At 61.4% G+C, this 17,955-nt stretch carries 22 protein-coding genes; 11 read left to right on the plus strand and 11 right to left on the minus strand.

Features of this window, described 5'->3' with window-relative positions; all coding sequences use genetic code 11:
* Positions 1-1,059, minus strand: coding sequence for a PA0069 family radical SAM protein (locus tag PSCI_RS08400; protein ID WP_045485201.1), 1,059 nt, complete (start codon positions 1,057-1,059; stop codon positions 1-3).
* A 197-nt stretch (positions 1,060-1,256) separates the two neighbouring features.
* Between PSCI_RS08400 and PSCI_RS08405 the strand changes: the two genes are divergently transcribed.
* On the plus strand, positions 1,257-1,517 hold the full coding sequence (locus PSCI_RS08405) for a hypothetical protein (RefSeq protein ID WP_144403215.1): 261 nt from the start codon (positions 1,257-1,259) through the stop codon (positions 1,515-1,517).
* Between the two features lie 87 nt (positions 1,518-1,604).
* On the opposite strand, the gene PSCI_RS08410 is transcribed toward PSCI_RS08405, so the two are convergent.
* Complete coding sequence (locus tag PSCI_RS08410; RefSeq protein WP_045485205.1) at positions 1,605-1,889, minus strand: YheV family putative zinc ribbon protein; 285 nt, start codon at positions 1,887-1,889, stop codon at positions 1,605-1,607.
* The gene (prlC, locus tag PSCI_RS08415) at positions 1,886-3,970 is read right to left on the minus strand and encodes an oligopeptidase A (protein ID WP_162484346.1); all 2,085 of its coding nucleotides are present in this window, start codon (positions 3,968-3,970) and stop codon (positions 1,886-1,888) included. The genes PSCI_RS08410 and prlC overlap by 4 nt, the downstream gene beginning before the upstream one ends.
* A 76-nt stretch (positions 3,971-4,046) precedes the next feature.
* Between prlC and PSCI_RS08420 the strand changes: the two genes are divergently transcribed.
* On the plus strand, positions 4,047-4,592 hold the full coding sequence (locus tag PSCI_RS08420; RefSeq protein WP_045485209.1) for a gamma carbonic anhydrase family protein: 546 nt from the start codon (positions 4,047-4,049) through the stop codon (positions 4,590-4,592).
* A gap of 30 nt (positions 4,593-4,622) precedes the next feature.
* A complete protein-coding gene (locus PSCI_RS08425; protein ID WP_045485211.1) occupies positions 4,623-5,279 on the plus strand; it encodes an HAD family hydrolase in 657 nt (218 codons plus the stop codon).
* Positions 5,280-5,335: 56 nt separating this feature from the next.
* Here the strand turns inward: PSCI_RS08425 and PSCI_RS08430 are convergent, their stop codons facing one another.
* Positions 5,336-6,418, minus strand: a complete 1,083-nt coding sequence (locus PSCI_RS08430; RefSeq protein ID WP_045485213.1) for an aminopeptidase — start codon at positions 6,416-6,418, stop codon at positions 5,336-5,338.
* A gap of 89 nt (positions 6,419-6,507) precedes the next feature.
* On the opposite strand from PSCI_RS08430, the gene PSCI_RS08435 reads away from it, so the two are divergent.
* Positions 6,508-6,924, plus strand: a complete 417-nt coding sequence (locus PSCI_RS08435) for a PA0061/PA0062 family lipoprotein (RefSeq protein ID WP_045485215.1) — start codon at positions 6,508-6,510, stop codon at positions 6,922-6,924.
* Here the strand turns inward: PSCI_RS08435 and PSCI_RS08440 are convergent, their stop codons facing one another.
* On the minus strand, positions 6,925-7,158 hold the full coding sequence (locus PSCI_RS08440; protein ID WP_045485217.1) for a DUF1161 domain-containing protein: 234 nt from the start codon (positions 7,156-7,158) through the stop codon (positions 6,925-6,927).
* A 113-nt stretch (positions 7,159-7,271) separates the two neighbouring features.
* Positions 7,272-7,703 (minus strand): OsmC family protein, encoded by a 432-nt coding sequence (locus PSCI_RS08445; protein ID WP_045485219.1) that lies wholly within the window; start codon positions 7,701-7,703, stop codon positions 7,272-7,274.
* A 205-nt stretch (positions 7,704-7,908) separates the two neighbouring features.
* Here PSCI_RS08445 and PSCI_RS08450 point away from each other — a divergent pair, with 205 nt between their 5' ends.
* Positions 7,909-8,910 carry an LLM class flavin-dependent oxidoreductase gene (locus tag PSCI_RS08450; RefSeq protein WP_045485221.1) on the plus strand — a complete coding sequence of 334 codons (1,002 nt, stop codon included), beginning with the start codon at positions 7,909-7,911 and terminating at the stop codon, positions 8,908-8,910.
* A 98-nt stretch (positions 8,911-9,008) separates the two neighbouring features.
* Here PSCI_RS08450 and PSCI_RS08455 read toward each other — a convergent pair whose 3' ends face one another.
* Positions 9,009-9,233, minus strand: coding sequence for a DUF1161 domain-containing protein (locus PSCI_RS08455; protein ID WP_045485223.1), 225 nt, complete (start codon positions 9,231-9,233; stop codon positions 9,009-9,011).
* Between the two features lie 123 nt (positions 9,234-9,356).
* Positions 9,357-9,572 (minus strand): dodecin, encoded by a 216-nt coding sequence (locus PSCI_RS08460; RefSeq protein ID WP_045485225.1) that lies wholly within the window; start codon positions 9,570-9,572, stop codon positions 9,357-9,359.
* Between the two features lie 175 nt (positions 9,573-9,747).
* On the opposite strand from PSCI_RS08460, the gene PSCI_RS08465 reads away from it, so the two are divergent.
* The gene (locus PSCI_RS08465) at positions 9,748-10,074 is read left to right on the plus strand and encodes a DUF883 family protein (protein ID WP_045485227.1); all 327 of its coding nucleotides are present in this window, start codon (positions 9,748-9,750) and stop codon (positions 10,072-10,074) included.
* Here the strand turns inward: PSCI_RS08465 and PSCI_RS08470 are convergent, their stop codons facing one another.
* On the minus strand, positions 10,075-11,016 hold the full coding sequence (locus tag PSCI_RS08470; protein ID WP_045485230.1) for a LysR family transcriptional regulator: 942 nt from the start codon (positions 11,014-11,016) through the stop codon (positions 10,075-10,077). It abuts the gene before it with no gap.
* A gap of 77 nt (positions 11,017-11,093) precedes the next feature.
* Between PSCI_RS08470 and trpB the strand changes: the two genes are divergently transcribed.
* The 3 genes from trpB (at position 11,094) to PSCI_RS08485 (ending at position 13,784) form a co-directional block, all read left to right on the plus strand.
* Positions 11,094-12,323, plus strand: a complete 1,230-nt coding sequence (trpB, locus tag PSCI_RS08475; RefSeq protein WP_045485233.1) for a tryptophan synthase subunit beta — start codon at positions 11,094-11,096, stop codon at positions 12,321-12,323.
* Positions 12,320-13,129, plus strand: a complete 810-nt coding sequence (gene trpA / locus PSCI_RS08480; protein ID WP_045485236.1) for a tryptophan synthase subunit alpha — start codon at positions 12,320-12,322, stop codon at positions 13,127-13,129. The genes trpB and trpA overlap by 4 nt, the downstream gene beginning before the upstream one ends.
* Positions 13,130-13,343: 214 nt before the next feature.
* Positions 13,344-13,784 carry an anti-virulence regulator CigR family protein gene (locus PSCI_RS08485; RefSeq protein ID WP_045485239.1) on the plus strand — a complete coding sequence of 147 codons (441 nt, stop codon included), beginning with the start codon at positions 13,344-13,346 and terminating at the stop codon, positions 13,782-13,784.
* Between the two features lie 185 nt (positions 13,785-13,969).
* Here PSCI_RS08485 and PSCI_RS08490 read toward each other — a convergent pair whose 3' ends face one another.
* Together PSCI_RS08490 and PSCI_RS08495 are read right to left on the minus strand one after the other, a co-directional pair.
* Positions 13,970-14,302, minus strand: coding sequence for a DOPA 4,5-dioxygenase family protein (locus PSCI_RS08490; RefSeq protein ID WP_045485242.1), 333 nt, complete (start codon positions 14,300-14,302; stop codon positions 13,970-13,972).
* 54 nt (positions 14,303-14,356) lie between these two features.
* Positions 14,357-15,304 carry a choline sulfate utilization transcriptional regulator gene (locus tag PSCI_RS08495; RefSeq protein ID WP_045485244.1) on the minus strand — a complete coding sequence of 316 codons (948 nt, stop codon included), beginning with the start codon at positions 15,302-15,304 and terminating at the stop codon, positions 14,357-14,359.
* Positions 15,305-15,415: 111 nt separating this feature from the next.
* Here PSCI_RS08495 and betC point away from each other — a divergent pair, with 111 nt between their 5' ends.
* Positions 15,416-16,921: a choline-sulfatase gene (gene betC, locus PSCI_RS08500; RefSeq protein ID WP_045485247.1), complete on the plus strand. Its 1,506-nt coding sequence runs from the start codon at positions 15,416-15,418 to the stop codon at positions 16,919-16,921.
* A gap of 50 nt (positions 16,922-16,971) precedes the next feature.
* On the plus strand, positions 16,972-17,898 hold the full coding sequence (locus tag PSCI_RS08505) for a choline ABC transporter substrate-binding protein (protein WP_045485250.1): 927 nt from the start codon (positions 16,972-16,974) through the stop codon (positions 17,896-17,898).
* Positions 17,899-17,955: the final 57 nt, after the last annotated feature.

A 17,955-nucleotide genomic window follows, 5' to 3' on the forward strand; every position in this document is an offset into this window, starting at 1 on the left:
CTATAGCAATGACATCTGACCACCGGGTGGGCAGAAAGAGTCACAGTCCAGCGCAAAACTTTCCCGCCCGTTGAGCCCCAGACGCCGGGCAGCGAGGGCGTAGCGCTTTGAAAGCAGCTCGGCAAACTGGCCTTCGCCGCGCATCCGCGAACCGAACCGGCTGTCATTGTTGGCACCGTTACGGCTCTGGCGGATCAGGCTCATGACATGCGCTGCGCGTTGCGGGTAATGGCTGGCCAGCCACTCTTCGAACAGTGGCGCCACCTCCAGCGGCAGACGCAGCATGATGTAGCTGGCACTCAGCGCGCCGGCGTCCCTGGCTTGCTGCATCAGGGTTTCCAGCTCGCTGTCGTTGATCATCGGGATCATCGGCGCGCACAACACGCCCACTGGTACGCCGGCCTCACGCAACACCCGGATCGCCCGCAAACGCGCCGCCGGTGCCGCCGCGCGCGGCTCGAGAATGCGCTTGAGTTCATCATCCTGAGTGGTAAGGCTGATCATCACTGATACCAGACGCTGACGGGCCAGCTCACTGAGCAGGTCGAGGTCGCGCAAGATCAGCGAACCCTTGGTGACGATGGTCACCGGGTGCCGATAGCGCAGCAGCACTTCCAGCGTAGCGCGGGTCAGTTTGTACTCGCGCTCGATAGGCTGATAAGGGTCGGTGTTGGCCCCCAGGTTGATCGGTGCACAGCGATAACCGGGTTTGGACAACTGCTGCTCCAGCAGCGCCGCAGCATTGGTCTTGGCGATCAGCTTCGTTTCAAAATCCAGCCCCGGCGACATGTCCCAATAGGCATGGCTGGGCCGGGCGAAACAATAGATGCAGCCATGCTCGCAACCGCGATAAGGATTGATCGAGCGGTCGAAAGGGATATCCGGCGAGGTATTGCGGGTAATGATGCTCTTGGCGGTTTCATGGATCACCTCAGTGCCTTGGGTCAGCGGCACCTCCTGATACCAGCCGTCGTCTTCGGCCACCGAACGCTGCGGCGCGAAACGGTTGTGCGGATTGCTGGCCGTGCCGCGGCCACGGATTGCCGGTGTCAGAGTCATGCGGGCTGCCCAAATACTGTTTTTATATACAGTACAACAATATCGGCCTGCTGCCACGACCGTCGATAAGAACACCGGCTGCCAGATTCGCTGTCATTTCTGTCAGTAGACCCGGCCTGAAACGAGGGCTACCGTGCTCCGGCAGCTATTGCTCGGTTCCCGAGTCATCGCAATCCTTTATTGATGCGAGGTGGATGATGGCCAATGACTACGAAATACACCTGACTGCCTACACCGTCCGAAGGGGCAGCGCCATTGAAATTCAGATCGAGTTTTTCGAAGACGCCGAGGCAGAACCGGTCAGCGTGGCGCGTGTTTTATCGCCGGACGGCGAGGACGAATTTGAAAAGCCTGCCTGGGATGAAGACTTGAATGGCTCCCAGGATGATTACGACATGCCGCCAGACGAGGTTCTTTACGACCTGGCCAGAGCCTTTCTGAAGTGCAGGGGCTGCTGAGGGCCGGACCCGCCCGCCGTGCTGAAGCCCCATTTTTGACAACGGTGCCGGAGCCTGCTTTGCAGACTCCGGAGCCGTTCGGCGATATCAGCCCGGATCAACCGGCTTCTTGAGCTTCGGATTAGGGAAGAACTGCACGCCCTGCACCTTGGGGTTGGCCGGTTTGACTTCGACCCGGTTGACCCGGGTGCCCAGCTCTTTGGGCACCGACAGGCCCTGCTCGTTGAGGGTGTCGCTGTAGCCGCAGTTCACGCACTCACGGTGCGGAACCCCGTCTTCGCTCCACATCTTGAGCTTGTCGGGCTCGCTGCACGCCGGGCACACCGCCCCGGCGATAAAGCGTTTTGGAGTGACCACGGGGCCATCGCTCATGCCGCTTCCTCACTCAGGCCGCAATGGCGCAAGAGTGCGTCAATCGATGGCTCGCGTCCGCGGAAATCGACGAACAGCACCATCGGTGCCTGGGAGCCGCCACGGGCCAGAATCGCCTCGCGGAAAGCCCGGCCGGTCTCGGCATTGAGCACGCCGTCTTCTTCGAATTTCGAGAACGCATCGGCCGACAGCACTTCAGCCCATTTGTAGCTGTAGTAACCAGCCGCGTAGCCGCCGGCAAAGATATGCGCAAAGCCGTTGGCAAAGCGGTTGTAGGCGGGCGGACGCATCACCGAGACTTCGTCACGCACCCCTTCAATAACCTGCAGCACGCTACGGCCGTCGCCATGGGTGGCGTGCAGCTCGAAGTCGAACAACGAGAACTCCAGCTGACGGACCATCATCAGCCCGGACTGGAAATTCTTCGCCGCGAGCATTTTTTCCAGCAGGTCCTGCGGCAGCGGCTCGCCGGTTTCATAGTGGCCGGAGATCAGCGCCAGCCCTTCAGGCTCCCAGCACCAGTTCTCCATGAACTGGCTCGGCAGCTCCACCGCGTCCCAGGCCACACCGTTGATGCCCGACACACCGGCATGCTCGATGCGGGTCAGCAGGTGATGCAGGCCGTGACCGAACTCGTGGAACAGCGTGGTGACTTCATCGTGGGTCAGCAGCGCCGGCTTGCCGGGCGAGGCCGGGGTGAAGTTGCACACCAGGTTGGCCACCGGGCTCTGCAACTGGCCGCCAGCGGTGCGCCGACGGTCACGGGCGCCATCCATCCAGGCACCGCCGCGCTTGTTGGCACGGGCGTAGAGGTCGAAGAAGAAGCGCCCGACGTGCTGGCCGTTTTCCTTGATTTCGAACAGGCGCACATCCGGATGCCAAGTGTCGAAGCCGCTCAGCTCGTTGATTTCGATGCCGTACAAGCGCTGCACGATGCTGAACAGGCCGCCCAGCACCTTGTCGATCGGGAACCAGGCGCGCACGGTTTCCTGCGACACGCTGTAGCGCTGCTCACGGAGTTTTTCACCGTAGTAACCGGTGTCCCAGCTTTGCAGGTCCGGGCAACCCTGCTCGGCAGCGAAGGCCTTGAGCTGTTGCAGGTCCTGGGCGGCGAACGGCTTGCTGCGCACCGCCAGGTCACGCAGGAAGCTCAGCACCTGGTCGCTGGACTCGGCCATCTTGGTCGCCAGGCTCAGTTCGGCAAAGTTGGCAAAACCCAGCAGGGCGGCCAGTTCCTGGCGCAGATCGAGGATCTGCTCCATCACCGGGCCGTTGTCATTCTGCCCGGCGTTCGGGCCTTGATCCGAGGCGCGAGTGCAGTAGGCGGTGTACAGCTCCTGGCGCAGCGCACGGTCGTTGGCGTAGGTCATCACCGCGTAATAGCTAGGGAACTCCAGGGTAATCAGCCAGCCCTGCAGATCCTTGGCCTGCGCGGCGGCAGCCATCTGCTGCTTGGCCGATTCGGTCAGGCCATCGAGCGCTGCCTCGTCAGTGACCAGTTTGGTCCAGGCCTGGGTCGCGTCGAGCAACTGATTGGAGAACTGGCTGCCCAGCTCCGACAGCTTGCTCTGCACTTCGGCGTAGCGCTTCTGCTGCTCGGGCGGCAGATCGATGCCCGACAAACGGAAGTCGCGCAACGCATGCTCAACAATGGTCTTCTGGGCAACATCGAAACCGGCCGCCGCCGGGCTGGCCGCCAGGGCCTCATAGGCCTGGAACAGCGTACGGTTCTGGCCCATCTCGGTGGAATAGGCGCTCAGCGCGGGCAGGCACGACTCATAGGCTTCACGCAGCTCGGCGCTGTTGCACACTGCATTGAGGTGGCTGACCGGGCTCCAGGCCGCGCCCAGCCGATCATTGACTTCATCCAGCGCCAGGATCAGCCCGGCCCAGTCCGGCTGCTCGCCCTGTTGGGCAAGAATGCTCGCAATGGCCGCGCGGTTGTCGGCCAGAATCTGGTCAATGGCCGGTTTTACGTGCTCGGCACGGATCGCCGAGAAAGGAGGCAGGTCGTACGGTTGCAGAAGAGGGTTGTTCGCGCTCACGGTTTTGCACCTTGGCTGGAAGAAACACTCGGCCATCTTAATTACAATCGACGCCATAAGCAGCCCTGAAACCTTGATTCCCGCTCTATCACGAATAAAGAAGGAGGCTATCGTGGCCATTCGCAAGTTCCAGCAGCACACCCCGGCCCTCGGCGAGCGGGCCTTCGTCGACAGTTCGGCAGTGGTGATCGGCGATGTGCAGATCGGTGCCGACAGTTCGGTGTGGCCTCTGACCGTGGTGCGCGGCGACATGCACCGGATCCGTATCGGCAGCCGCACCAGCGTGCAAGACGGCAGCGTGCTGCACATCACTCACGCCGGCCCCTTCAACCCCGACGGTTTCCCGCTGTTGATCGGTGATGAGGTCACCATCGGCCATAAATGCATGTTGCATGGCTGCCGGATCGGTAATCGAATCCTGATCGGCATGGGCAGCACCCTCATGGATGGCGCGGTGGTCGAGGACCAAGTGATCATCGGCGCCGGCAGCCTGGTGCCGCCAGGCAAGGTGCTGGAAAGCGGTTTTCTGTATGTCGGCAGACCCGTGAAACAGGTACGCCCCTTGACCGAGAAAGAGATCGCGTTCTTTCCCTACAGCGCCAGCAATTATGTGAAGCTCAAGGACCAGCATCTGGCTGAAGGCTTCGATCAGCTTTGAATTTCAGGCCCCATTGACCCGCGAGCATCCATGTACCAACAAAACATCCTGTTCGACCTCGACGGCACCCTGACCGACCCGCGTCTGGGCATCACCCGCTCAATCCAGTTTGCCCTGGGCAAGCTGGGCATCGACGAACCCGACATCACCCGGCTGGAACACTTCATCGGCCCACCGCTGTTGCAGCAGTTCATGCAGTCCTATGCCATGGACGAGGCCAAGGCCTGGGAGGCGGTGAATTTCTACCGTGAGCGCTTCAAGGTCACCGGGCTGTACGAGAACCTGGTGTTCGACGGTATCCCGCAGTTGCTGGAAACCTTGAGCGGTCAGGGTCGCACCTTGTATGTCGCCACCTCCAAACCGTCGGTATTCGCCCGGGAGATCGCCCGGCATTTCGACTTTGCCCGGCACTTCAAGGTGATCTACGGCAGCGAGCTGGACGGCACCCGCACCGACAAGGTCGAGCTGATCGCCCACCTGCTGGCCGAAGAGCGACTCGACCCGGCCCAGACCCTGATGATCGGCGACCGCAAACACGACCTGATCGGTGGACGGCGCAACGGCTTGCAGGTCGCGGCAGTGGGTTATGGGTTCGGCAGCGCCGAAGAACTGCTGGCCGAAGCGCCGGAGTATCACTACCCGAGCGTGGCAGAACTGCATCGGGGGTTTATGGCGATCCAATCGTAGGAGCCGCCGGGCGGCGATCCGCTTTAGCCGGGAAGCCTTCGCGGCTAAAGCCGCTCCTACGGGGTAATCGGGGTTACCGGGGCGATCGGTATCAGCGCTTGCAATGCGGCCTGGCGTTCGGTCGGTGCCAGTTTGCCCAGCTGTTCGACCCGCGCGTAAAAGGCCGGCCAGTCGCGGTTGACCTGCGCAAACAACCCGGCAAAAGCCGGCACCCATTGCTCATAAAGGCCAAAGGGCAGCAGTTTGGCGTTGTTCAGCGGCGCATTGATCCAGGCATCGAAGCGCTTGTCGCCCGGCCATTGCTGATCGCGCAGCGCGCGATATTCCTGGCGCAGCCGCTCGAACTCGGCGGCCTTGCGTTCGCGCATCAACGTCGCGGGCAATGGCTGGGTATATAAAGCGCGCAAACGCTGGCGCGTGTCGAGCACCAGGCGGGTCAAAGCCTCGCGCTGCCCGGCGCGGCGCTCACGCACAGCCGGTAACCCACGGGCGGCGCGCCACTGGCGGGTGCCTTCCTGCTCGACGAAGCTGGCATACGACTCGTTGAATGCGGTGTCATCTTTGACATAGAAACGCTGATGGGCCAGTTCATGGAAGATCAGCGTTGCCAGACGCTCGTCACCCCAGCCCAGCATGGTGTTAAGGATCGGATCACTGAACCAGCCCAGGGTCGAATAGGCTTCGATACCGGCCACGAACACATCCTTGCCAGCCTGCCGTTGCAGCGCCGCCTCTCCCCGCGCACCGCCCAGGCTGTAATAGCCGCGATAAGCCACACAACCGGCAATCGGGAAGCAGTGGCTCAACGGGTCCAGCGAAAATTCGTCGGTGGCAAACACATTCCAGACCACGAACGGTCGGCCAATGTCGGCATACAGCCGATAGCTGCGGTTATCCGGCAGGTGCAGTGTTTCGCTGGCAAACCGCCGGGCCTGCTGGGCCAGGGCCAGATGCTTGCGCAATGCCGGGTCACGGCCTGGGTCGGCGATTACATCGGCCACCGGCTCGCGGGCCTGCAATAACTGCCATTGCCCGGTCGCCAACTGGCCGTAGTAGGAAAGACTGGAACAACCGCCGAGCAGCGTTGCCAACAGTATGAGCAGACCACAACGAAGACGCGAAACATCAAGTCCTGGCATACGACGCCCTGAAATACCAATCCTGAAGAGGGTGAGGACAGCGACAGTCGCGGCCACTATCATCGCCACTCGTCTATCTGGAGCCTGTCATGCGTCGCATACTACCTGTTCTGGCCTTCGGCATCCTGAGCGGATGTGCAGGTCCCTTGCCAATCCATGATCCGGCCCTGGCCTGGGTCGATCTCAACACCATGACCGGCAGGCTGGTGATGGCTGACAAGCTCGACGGTGAGAACACCTACGACGGGCGCTATTTCCAGGTGACGCCTGGCCGCCACCAATTGGTGGTGCGCTACGACTATGAGTATCGCTCAGGTGCGGCAATGGGCATGTTCAGTGACGACTACACCGACATCACCTGTTTTATCCATGTCGATTACGATGGTTTCAAGGCCGGGCAGCGTTATCGCCTGCAAGTACGCTCGCTCGCCAATGACATCGAAGCGCGGCTGTATGACGCGCAGCGGCAGGAGGTTGCTCGCGACTCGGACATGCATTGCATCTAATTAGCGGTCGTTATTCTGATAGATGATTTTATGCGTGCCATTGGCGCAACTGCCGACCACCATACTCGGGTCATGAACCTCGTCATTGCTGACGATTTCCAGAGTGTAGGAGGTGACATTATTGGCCTGAATCCGCGCTTCGATTTCATCCTTGAGCTCGTCACAGGATTTCGGCGCGGCCATGGCGCCGGTGGCCAGGAGGGTGCAGGTCAAAGCAGCGAGCAGACGTTTCATGGTCGATCCCTTCGTACAAGGCACACACTGCTGTGCCGATACTGGTTGGACCTGACTACCGCTCATCGAGTTCGCCCACGGCAGTCTGGCGTGATACCAGACTGCCGTATTCATCAATTGACCAGGGTCGCCTGCAGAGTGATCGATGCGTTGAGCACTTTGGAAACCGGGCAACCTTCCTTGGCCTTGGTGGCCAATTCACGGAACTGATCTTCCGTGGCACCGGGGATGTTTGCCTTGAGAATCAGGTTGATTTCAGTGATCGCAAAACCACCTTCCTGCTTCTCCAGTGTCACTTCGGCCTGGGTGTCGATGCTTTTGGCCTTCAGCCCGGCGTCGCCGAGAATCATCGAAAAAGCCATAGAGAAGCAGCCGGCATGCGCAGCGCCGATCAGTTCTTCCGGGTTAGTGCCTTTGCCGCCCTCGAAACGTGCCTTGAAGCCATACGGGGCTTCACGCAACACGCCGGTTTCCGTGGAAATGTGGCCAATCCCTTCTTTCAGGTCGCCTTCCCAATGAGCAGATGCTTTCTTGACGATGGACATGGTCTCTCCTTGTGAACGGGTCATTTTTCGTACAGCAACAAGAGTTCTGAGGCTGGGCCACAGGGGAAGTTCAAAGAGCTAATTCCTACTACTAAGGTAGGAAATTTCATCAGCTGCCATTGAAAACCCATCGCTTGGCCCTCATTGCTTGAGTTATTACGGGCCTTGAGTCCGCTCACGTCACTCAAAGGAGCATGCGCGGCTTATGAAACGCCTGTCCGATATCAAGATTTCCACCCTCGACCTGGTGCCCGTGCGCGAAGACAAAGGCCCGGCCGATGCCTTGCACCGCTCGCTGGACCTGGCCCGACATGTCGAGAAACTCGGTTTCAACCGCTTCTGGGTGGCCGAGCACCACAACATGGACGGCATTGCCAGCTCCGCCACCTCGGTGCTGCTCGGCTATCTGGCCGGCGGTACGTCGACGATTCGCGTGGGGGCCGGTGGGGTGATGCTGCCCAACCATGCACCGCTGGTGATCGCCGAGCAGTTCGGCACCCTGGCCAGCCTGTATCCGGGCCGCATTGATCTGGGGCTGGGCCGGGCGCCGGGCTCGGACCAGATGACCGCGCGTGCGCTGCGTCGGGAGCGCTCGGGCAGTGCCGATGATTTTCCGGATGATGTTGCCGAACTGGTGAAGTATCTGGGGCCGCGTACGCCTGAGCAAAAAGTGATCGCAGTGCCAGGTTATGGCACCGAGGTGCCGATCTGGCTGCTCGGTTCAAGCCTGTTCAGCGCGCAACTGGCCGGAATGCGCGGCCTGCCGTATGCCTTCGCCTCACACTTCGCGCCGCGCTACATGCACGAGGCGATTCGCGTCTATCGCAACCACTTCCAGCCTTCTGAAGTGCTCGATAAACCCTATGTGATGCTGGGTGTGCCACTGGTGGCGGCTGACAGCGATGAGCAGGCCGAGTACCTGGCGACCTCGGTGTACCGGCGCATTCTGGCACTGATGCGCGGCCATAGCCTGGTGCAACGCCCACCGGTACCGGACATGGACGGGTTGTGGCTGCCCCATGAGCGCGAAGCGGTGATGAGCTTTCTGGGCCTGGCCGTGATTGGCGGCCCGGAGAAGATCCGCGCCAAACTGGACGTGCTGCTGGAACAGACCGAGGCCGATGAACTGATCTTCACCTGCGACCTGTTCGAGCACACCGACCGTCTGCGCTCGTTCGAGATCCTGGCGCAGGTGGCCAAGGGCTGATCTGCGGTCCCGTAGGAGCGGCCGGGCGGCGATCCGTTTATCCGCGAAAGCTTCGCTGCTAAAGCAGCTCCTACAAAGCCCGCCTCTGAGCCGGCACCTCAGCCACGCTTGTAGACGATTTCCTTGGTGCCGCCATCGCAGCTGCCGACCACCTGCTGGTCGGTGGCGCTGCCTTTTTCAACTACTTCCAGGCTATAGGACGTAACGCCTTTGGCCTGCAGTTTGGCGTCGATTTCCGACTTCAGTTCTTCACAAGGTTTACCCGCCGCAGCGGCTGTACCTGCCAGAGTCAACAAACCTACCGCCAGCATGAGTCGCTTCATGAGCACATCTCCGTTTTTGACTGCAAAAAGGTGCCCGTGAACGGGCTGAGAAGGTGTCGCGCAAAATAGGGCAGTGAGCCAGTCTGAAGGTTCAGTGGCCGACTCACTCAAATGTGACGTGCTTCAGCTATTGGCAATCCGGAAGCCGACTTTGATGGTGACCTGGAAGTGCGCCACCTTGCCGTTCTCGATATGACCGCGGGTTTCGGTCACTTCGAACCACTCCAGATGGGTCAGGCTTTTGCTGGCTTCGGCCAGGGCGTTGTTGATGGCGTCTTCAATCGAGGTGGTAGACGAGCCGATCAACTCGATCTTCTTGTAGGTGCGATGGTCGCTCATGGCAATTCTCCTTGATGGTCATAACGAGCGTAGCAGGCGTGCCGCTCCCTGTTTCTGTGTGCCCAAGCGCTGCAAAAGTTCAGCCGGCAAAAAGCCGGAGGATTTTCGACTGCACTTTTCAAAAGGGCCGTAGTCGGAATCAACACACGCCACTCATCACTGCAGGAGAAATACCATGGCTAGTTCTTCCCTTCGCAAGGCTTCGCTGCAAAGCGTTGAAGCAGAGATCGAAAGTCTGCTCAAGTCGCTGGAAAGCCTGAAGGCCGATGCATCCGAGGAGTCGCACAAGACCCTCAAGAGCCTCAAGGCCAGTGCCGAACGCGCTCTGGGTCATTCCCGCGGGCTGCTCAGCGATGTCTACGAAGACGTCAAGGTCAAGACCCGGGAAAACGCCATCGCCACCCGCGATTACGCTCAGGACCATCCATGGACCACCGCCGGTGTAGCGGTCGGCGCACTGGGCCTGCTGGCCGCCTACCTGCTGTGCAAACGCGGCGACTGATCAGCGCGCGCTGTTCAACTCCTCGCGTAGCCACTGGGCCAGTTGCCGGGCACGCCCGTCAGCGGCCCGGCGCGGCACCCACAGCGCGAGCTGCGCCGGGGTTTCACTGAACCCCCACGGCGCTGCCAGACGCCCGGCCCGCAGGTCGTCCGCGACCAGCGGCTGTGGCGCAATGGCGACCCCCAGGCCGGCAGCCGCCGCCTCCAGCAAGTAATACAGATGCTCGAAACCTTGCCCGAACCGCAGCGCCTGCGGGTCGATGCCATTGTGTTGCGCCCAGCTTGGCCAGGCCTGTGGCCGTGACGTGGTGTGCAACAACGACTCACTCAGCAACGCCTGGGCCGGCGCCTGGCGCAGTTGCTCAAAACGGGCGAAATGCGGACTGAGTACCGGGCCGATCCGCTCGCGGGCCAGCTCCAGCACCTGCATGTCAGCCGGCCAGGGTGGCTCGGCGAACACCAGCAGGGCATCAAGCCCCGGACGCCGGGGGTCCAGATCGCCTTCACCGGCAGACAAGTGCAAGCGCAGGTCGGGCAACTCGGCATTCAAACGCCCCAGACGCGGAATGAACCAGCGCGCCAACAGGCTGCCGGAACAGCCGAGCACGAACGGTGCGTCGGCGCTGCCCTGGCTCAACTCGGCCGACACGGCACGCAATTTATCGAACACTTCGGCGCTGACATCGCGCAGCCGGATACCGGCATCTGTGAGTTTAAGGCCACGCCCATCCTTGCGCAGCAGGCTGACCCCCCAATGCTCTTCCAGCAGCTTGAGTTGGCGACTTACCGCGCCATGGGTCACATGCAGCTGTTCAGCGGCCTGGCTGACGCTGCCCAGGCGGGCAACGGCCTCGAAGGCACGCAAGGCATTGAGCGGGGGCAAGTCACGGCTCATAACAGTTGAGTTTTCCTGACAGGTTGCGGCGATCTTATCGGTTTTCAGCGCGCCATGCGCTGGTTAAAGTGTACCCATTGCCCATACGGCTCAACTCATTTGCCCCAGTGCACCCGGAGTAGCTCATGACCCAGACCACTTTGCGTAACGGCCCCGATGCCAACGGCCTGTTCGGCTCGTTCGGCGGCCGCTACGTCGCTGAAACCCTGATGCCGCTGATTCTCGACCTGAACCGCGAGTACGAAGCCGCCAAACAGGATCCGACCTTCGCCGAGCAACTGGCCTACTTTCAGCGCGATTACGTCGGCCGTCCCAACCCGCTGTACTACGCCGAGCGCCTGAGTGATGACTTGGGCGGCGCGAAAATTTTCTTCAAGCGTGAAGAGCTGAACCACACCGGCGCGCACAAGATCAACAACTGCATCGGCCAGGTGTTGCTGGCCAAGCGCATGGGCAAGACCCGCCTGATCGCCGAGACCGGCGCCGGCATGCACGGCGTGGCCACCGCCACTGTTGCAGCACGCTTCGGGATCCCTTGCGTGATCTACATGGGCGCGACCGACATCGAGCGTCAGCAGGCCAACGTGTTCCGCATGAAGCTGCTGGGCGCCGAAATCGTGCCGGTCACCTCCGGCACCGGCACCCTCAAGGATGCGATGAACGAAGCCCTGCGCGACTGGGTGACCAACGTCGACAACACCTTCTACCTGATCGGCACCGTGGCCGGCCCACACCCGTACCCGGCGATGGTTCGTGACTTCCAGTCGGTGATCGGCAAAGAAGCCAAAGAACAGATGCTGGAGAAGCAAGGTCGGCTGCCCGACAGCCTGGTCGCCTGCGTCGGTGGCGGCTCCAACGCCATGGGCCTGTTCCACCCGTTCCTGGATGACAGCGGGGTACAGATCATCGGCGTTGAAGCCGGTGGCCATGGCGTCGACACCGACAAGCACGCGGCCAGCCTCAATGGCGGCGTACCCGGCGTGCTGCACGGCAACCGTACCTATCTGCTGCAGAACGAAGACGGTCAGATCGACGACGCCCACTCGATTTCCGCCGGCCTGGACTATCCGGGTATCGGCCCGGAACACGCCTGGTTGCATGAGATTAAGCGCGTCGAATACGTCAGCATCACCGATAACGAAGCCCTCGACGCCTTCCATAAGTGCTGCCGCCTGGAAGGCATCATTCCGGCGCTGGAAACGTCCCACGCCCTGGCCGAAGCCATTCGCCGGGCGCCGACGCTGCCCAAGGATCACCTGATGGTGGTGTGCTTCTCGGGCCGTGGCGACAAAGACATGCAAACCGTGATGAACCACATGGCTGCGGCCGAACAGAACCAGGAGAAGCAGGCATGAGCCGTCTCGAACACCGTTTTGCCCAGCTCAAGGCCGAAGGCCGCTCCGCCCTGGTGACCTTTATCACCGCAGGCGATCCTGGCTACGACACCTCGCTGAAAATCCTCAAGGGCCTGCCGGCCGCAGGCGCCGACGTGATCGAACTGGGCATGCCGTTCACCGACCCGATGGCCGATGGCGTGGCGATTCAGTTGGCGACCCTGCGCGCTCTGGATGCCGGCCAGACCCTGGCGAAAACCCTGCAGATGGTCCGCGAGTTCCGTGCCGACGACAACAGCACGCCAATCGTACTGATGGGTTACTACAACCCGATCCACCGCTTTGGCGTCGAAGCCTTCGTGGCCCAGGCCAAACAAGCCGGGGTCGACGGCCTGATTATCGTTGACCTGCCGCCAGAGCACGACGCCGAGCTGGCGACCCCGGCCCAGGCGTCGGGCATCGACTTCATCCGCCTGACCACTCCGACCACCGACGACGCCCGCCTGCCCAAAGTGCTGGAGCGCAGCTCCGGCTTCGTCTACTACGTATCGGTAGCCGGCGTGACCGGCGCCGGTTCTGCGACCACCGACCAGGTGACTGAAGCCATCGAACGTCTGCGCCGCCATACCACGCTGCCCATCAGTGTCGGCTTCGGCATCCGCACCCCGGAACAGGCAGCGGCCATCGCCAGGCTGGCGGACGGAGTGGTGGTCGGTTCGGCACTGGTCGACCAGATCGCCAAGGCTCAATCGCCAGACAAAGCGATCGATGGCGTGTTGAGTCTGTGCGCCGCGCTGGCCGAAGGTGTGCGAAGCGCTCGGACCTAGGTCGAATTCTTCGCGGCTGAAGCCGCTCCTACGTATACGGTCCGTAGGAGCGGCTTTAGCCGCGAAGGACGTGGTAACGGCTTTGTAAGCCTGGGTAAAGATCCTGATACAGAGGAATTGCGGGGCTTTGCGCCGCTCTAAATGGCAAGACTTGAGGGGTTCACGACTCGTGTCGTGAACCCCTTTTTCATTGCCGCATGCAGGAGCGCCACCCATGAAATTGCCAAACCGCATTGTTGCCGGCCTCGGTATCCTGATGATCAGCGCCAGCACCTTGTTGCAGGCCGCGCCGCCGGATGATCGTGGCCATGGTCGCGACGAGCGCGGCGGTCATCAGCAAGGACCGGCAGACAAACCCGGACGCGGCCATGACAACCATGGCGGTAAAGGCCCACCGCAAGACTTCGGCCCGGTGCGCCAGCAGTTCCAGCAGCACCGCGAGTTAATTGGTCGTGGTCAGCCGTTGCCGCCCCATGTGCACATCGTCAAGGGCAAGCCGCTGCCGCCCGGCTATGGCAAGCGCCTGGATGCCAGGGCGCTGCGCGAACTGCCGCATTATCAGGGCTATGAATGGCGCCGTACCGGCACGGATATCGTATTGATCGCGGTCGGCACCGGGATTGTCTATGCGATTCTCGATGGTGTGCTGAATTGAGGTAATGCCCTTTGGCAGCGCTATGCGCTGCTTTCGCCGGCAGAGCCGCCTCCCACCGGGTTTGCGTCGGATTTATTACTTGAGCAAGACGCAGATCCCGGCGGGGAATCGCCCGGCACAGCTTTATCGCGCAGCTTTAGCGGCGCAGGGCTTCGCGGCTAAAGCCGCTCCTACAGCAAAGCTGTTCAGCGTTCGAACACGTCCAGATTCAGCGGACGTACCGCGCCCATCCAGATCGCATGCGCCGTATGATCGGCCAGTTCGTCGCCGGTCAACGGATGCAGGAACACCACCAGTTGCTTACGATTCAGCGCCAACCACAGCACGATGTCGGCAAAGTCCTTGTGGGCGAATGCCAGCTGGCAGCTCCAGTCCGGATGTGGCCCGACCAATTGCTGATGCACCCGGCCCATCTGGATTTCAAATTTCGCCGTGGCAGCCTCGCACAAGGCGCGGGCCTGGTCGATGGTCTGTGCATCGAAATACACGTGGGCGTGATAGCCGTGGATTTGCGGCATTACCGTGCTCCTTCACATTCAATCAAAGATGCCTCGTTATCCCACGCCAGACGCTCAGACTGCAATCGGCGGCAGTGGCTGACCGGCCAATGACGCCTGGCTATCCGACTGCTCGCTGATCAACCAGTCAACGAATTGCTGGATCAGTGGCAGGCGGCGTTTGCGTTGCGGTAGCACCAGGTAATAACCCGACGCGGACATGACGCTGGCACTGATCGGCCGGCACAGCAGCCCTTGCTCAATCAGGTTATCGACCAGATGCCGCCAGCCCAATGCAACGCCTTGCCCGCCAATGGCAGCCTGGATCAACAGGGTGTAATTGTCGAAGCGCAACTGGCCGGGAGTCGGTGCCTGTTCGATGCCGAGGGCACGAAACACGCCCGCCCAATCGAACCACAGGCTGCCTTGGTTGCGCAGGTGCAGCAACGGCAACTCGCGCAAAACTTCCAGCGCCAGAGGCGGCGGGCAACCACCCAGCAAGCGCGGGCTGCATACCGGAAACACTTCTTCGCTGAACAACCAGTGGCTCTGCCCCTGCTGAAAACGCCCATCGCCGAACAGCACCGCCACATCGATATCGGCGCGCAACATGCCGTGGCTGCGCTCACTGGTGACCAGGCTGACATCCACGTCCGGGTTGAGCTGGTGAAAGCGATGCAGGCGCGGCATCAGCCAGTAGGCGGCAAAGGCAAAATCTGTGGCGACCTGCAGCACTTCATGCTGATGCCGCCGGGTAATGGCGGTCAGGCCAGAATCGATGGACTGCAGACCGGCCTGCACGTGGCTGAACAGTTCTTCTCCGGCCTCGGTCAGGGCGATGCCGCGATACACCCGGTCGAACAGCCGGGTCGCCAGCTGTTCTTCCAGGCGCTTGATCTGCTGGCTGATCGCCGGCTGGGTGGTGCCCAGCTCGCTGGCCGCCGCGGTAAAGCTGCGCGAGCGGGCTGCGGCCTCGAATACCCGCAGCAGGTCCAGTGACTGTCCGCCAAGGCTCTCAAACATAAGCTGCACTTATCCTAGTCATTGCGATGCATGGGCTTTACCGGAAAAACCGCCAGCTCCATGCTGGACTACACCACTTTCGCATAAACCCTCGCAATGGGATGCCGCGCAATGAAACGCAACAACATTCTTTTCATCATGGCCGATCAGATGGCCGCGCCCATTCTGCCGATCTATGCGCCTTCGCCAATCAAGTTGCCCAACCTGAGCCGCCTGGCCCGCGAAGCGGTGGTGTTCGAGGCGGCCTACTGCAACAGCCCGCTGTGCGCGCCATCGCGTTTCACGCTGGTCAGCGGCCAGTTGCCGAGCAAGATCGGCGCCTACGACAACGCAGCGGACTTTCCTGCCGACATTCCGACCTACGCGCACTACCTGCGCAGCCTCGGCTACCGCACCGCGCTGTCGGGCAAGATGCACTTCTGCGGCCCGGACCAGTTGCACGGCTATGAAGAACGGCTGACCAGCGACATCTACCCGGCCGACTACGGCTGGGCGGTGAACTGGGACGAGCCCGATGTGCGCCCAAGCTGGTATCACAATATGTCGTCGGTGTTGCAGGCCGGTCCCTGTGTGCGCACCAACCAGCTGGATTTCGACGAAGAGGTGGTGTTCAAGGCCCAGCAGTATCTATTCGACCATGTGCGCCAGGACGGCGATGCGCCGTTTTGCCTGACCGTGTCGATGACTCACCCGCATGACCCGTACACCATTCCCAAGGCGTTCTGGGACCTGTACAGCGACGACGAAATTCCGATGCCGGTGGCCCACGCCGATCAGAATGCGCTGGACCCACACTCGCAACGGCTGCTCAAGGTCTACGATCTATGGGACAAACCGCTGCCCGAACACAAAATCCGTGACGCCCGGCGTGCCTACTTCGGCGCTTGCAGCTACATCGACCACAACATTGGCAAGCTCTTGCAGACCCTGGAAGACACCGGCCTGGCCGAGGACACCATCATCGTGTTCTCCGGTGACCACGGCGACATGCTCGGCGAGCGCGGCCTCTGGTACAAAATGCACTGGTTCGAAATGGCCGCCCGGGTGCCGCTGCTGATTCATGCACCGGGGCAGTTCGCGGCGCGGCGGGTCAGTGCGGCGGTGTCTACCGCCGACCTGCTGCCGACCCTGGTCGAGCTGGCCGCAGGGCGAGTGGATGACAACCTGCCGCTCGATGGCCGCTCGCTGTTGCCACACCTGCAAGGCAGCGACGGGCATGACGAGGTCTTTGGCGAATACATGGCCGAAGGCACCACCAGCCCACTGATGATGATCCGCCGCGGCACCTGGAAGTTCATCTACTCGGAACAGGACCCGTGCCTGTTGTTCGATGTGCACAACGATCCGCAGGAACAACAAGACCTCAGCCAGTCAGCGGCCCACCGTGCGCTGTTCGAGGCATTTTTGGCCGAGGCACGTGAACGCTGGGACATCCCGGCGATCCACCAACAGGTACTCGCCAGCCAGCGCCGCCGCCGCTTTGTGGCCAAGGCGCTGGCCAGCGGCAAACTCAAGAGCTGGGACCACCAGCCACTGGTCGATGCCAGCCAGCAGTACATGCGCAACCACATCGACCTGGACGACCTGGAGCGCCGCGCACGCTTCCCCACCCCCTGACGCGTTTGATCCGACTTCTGCCAAGACCAATAACTTCAAAGGGCATCTGCATGAAGACGTTATCCGTAGCACTGATGGCAAGCATCCTGACCCTGGGCAGCGCAGCGGCCCAGGCTGACCCGCAAAGCTGCAAGACCGTGAAGATGGCCGATCCGGGCTGGAGCGATATCGCCGCCACCAACGCGGTCGCAGGTCTGTTGCTCGATGGCCTCGGCTACAGCGCCAAGGTCGATACCCTGGCCGTACCGATTGCCTATGGCGGCCTCAAGGACGGCCAGCTGGATGTATTTCTCGGTAACTGGATGCCGGCCCAACAGGGCTTTCATGACAAGTTCATTGCCAGCGGCGAGGTCACGCAACTGAGCAAAAACCTTGAAGGCACCGAATTCACCCTGGCCGTACCGGACTATGTGTGGGAGGCCGGGGTCCATGATTTTGCCGACCTGGAGAAATTCGCCGACAAATTCGGCAAGAAGATCTACGGCATCGGCGCCGGTGCGCCGGCCAACCTGTCGTTGCAGGAAATCATCAAGAACAACGAGTTCAGCCTGGGTAACTGGAAGCTGGTGGAATCGAGCGAGCAAGCGATGCTCGCGGAAGTGAACCGCAATGTGAAGCGCAAGGCGTTCGTGGTGTTCCTCGGCTGGACCCCACACCCAATGAACGTGCAGATCAAAGGCATGCATTACCTCAAGGGCGGCGAGAAATACTTCGGCGCAACCGGCTCGGTCTATACCGTGACCCGCAAGGGCTATGCCCAGGCCTGCCCGAACGCTGCACAGTTGTTCAGCAACCTGAGCTTCACTCTGGACATGGAAAACACCATCATGTCTGAGGTGGTGAGCAACAAAGTCAGCAATCATGACGCCGCCAAAGCCTGGATCAAGGCCAACCCGGCGGTGCTGGAGCAGTGGCTCAAAGGGGTGAAAACCCTGGATGGCCAGGATGGATTGGCGGCGGTAAAGTCCGGACTTTGATCAAGCTGGCACCAGCAACCGGGCGGCGATCCGCTTCAGCCGCGAAGACCGCGCCGC

Source organism: Pseudomonas sp. StFLB209, from assembly GCF_000829415.1.
Lineage (GTDB): Bacteria > Pseudomonadota > Gammaproteobacteria > Pseudomonadales > Pseudomonadaceae > Aquipseudomonas.

Bases quoted from the DNA above. Each gene is read 5' to 3' on its own strand.
- PSCI_RS08400 (WP_045485201.1), bottom strand. From the start codon at position 1,059: ATGACTCTGACACCGGCAATCCGTGGCCGCGGCACGGCCAGCAATCCG.
- PSCI_RS08405 (WP_144403215.1), top strand. From the start codon at position 1,257: ATGGCCAATGACTACGAAATACACCTGACTGCCTACACCGTCCGAAGG.
- PSCI_RS08410 (WP_045485205.1), bottom strand. From the start codon at position 1,889: ATGAGCGATGGCCCCGTGGTCACTCCAAAACGCTTTATCGCCGGGGCG.
- prlC (WP_162484346.1), bottom strand. From the start codon at position 3,970: ATGGCCGAGTGTTTCTTCCAGCCAAGGTGCAAAACCGTGAGCGCGAAC.
- PSCI_RS08425 (WP_045485211.1), top strand. From the start codon at position 4,623: ATGTACCAACAAAACATCCTGTTCGACCTCGACGGCACCCTGACCGAC.
- PSCI_RS08430 (WP_045485213.1), bottom strand. From the start codon at position 6,418: ATGCCAGGACTTGATGTTTCGCGTCTTCGTTGTGGTCTGCTCATACTG.
- PSCI_RS08435 (WP_045485215.1), top strand. From the start codon at position 6,508: ATGCGTCGCATACTACCTGTTCTGGCCTTCGGCATCCTGAGCGGATGT.
- PSCI_RS08440 (WP_045485217.1), bottom strand. From the start codon at position 7,158: ATGAAACGTCTGCTCGCTGCTTTGACCTGCACCCTCCTGGCCACCGGC.
- PSCI_RS08445 (WP_045485219.1), bottom strand. From the start codon at position 7,703: ATGTCCATCGTCAAGAAAGCATCTGCTCATTGGGAAGGCGACCTGAAA.
- PSCI_RS08450 (WP_045485221.1), top strand. From the start codon at position 7,909: ATGAAACGCCTGTCCGATATCAAGATTTCCACCCTCGACCTGGTGCCC.
- PSCI_RS08455 (WP_045485223.1), bottom strand. From the start codon at position 9,233: ATGAAGCGACTCATGCTGGCGGTAGGTTTGTTGACTCTGGCAGGTACA.
- PSCI_RS08460 (WP_045485225.1), bottom strand. From the start codon at position 9,572: ATGAGCGACCATCGCACCTACAAGAAGATCGAGTTGATCGGCTCGTCT.
- PSCI_RS08465 (WP_045485227.1), top strand. From the start codon at position 9,748: ATGGCTAGTTCTTCCCTTCGCAAGGCTTCGCTGCAAAGCGTTGAAGCA.
- trpB (WP_045485233.1), top strand. From the start codon at position 11,094: ATGACCCAGACCACTTTGCGTAACGGCCCCGATGCCAACGGCCTGTTC.
- trpA (WP_045485236.1), top strand. From the start codon at position 12,320: ATGAGCCGTCTCGAACACCGTTTTGCCCAGCTCAAGGCCGAAGGCCGC.
- PSCI_RS08485 (WP_045485239.1), top strand. From the start codon at position 13,344: ATGAAATTGCCAAACCGCATTGTTGCCGGCCTCGGTATCCTGATGATC.
- PSCI_RS08490 (WP_045485242.1), bottom strand. From the start codon at position 14,302: ATGCCGCAAATCCACGGCTATCACGCCCACGTGTATTTCGATGCACAG.
- PSCI_RS08495 (WP_045485244.1), bottom strand. From the start codon at position 15,304: ATGTTTGAGAGCCTTGGCGGACAGTCACTGGACCTGCTGCGGGTATTC.
- betC (WP_045485247.1), top strand. From the start codon at position 15,416: ATGAAACGCAACAACATTCTTTTCATCATGGCCGATCAGATGGCCGCG.
- PSCI_RS08505 (WP_045485250.1), top strand. From the start codon at position 16,972: ATGAAGACGTTATCCGTAGCACTGATGGCAAGCATCCTGACCCTGGGC.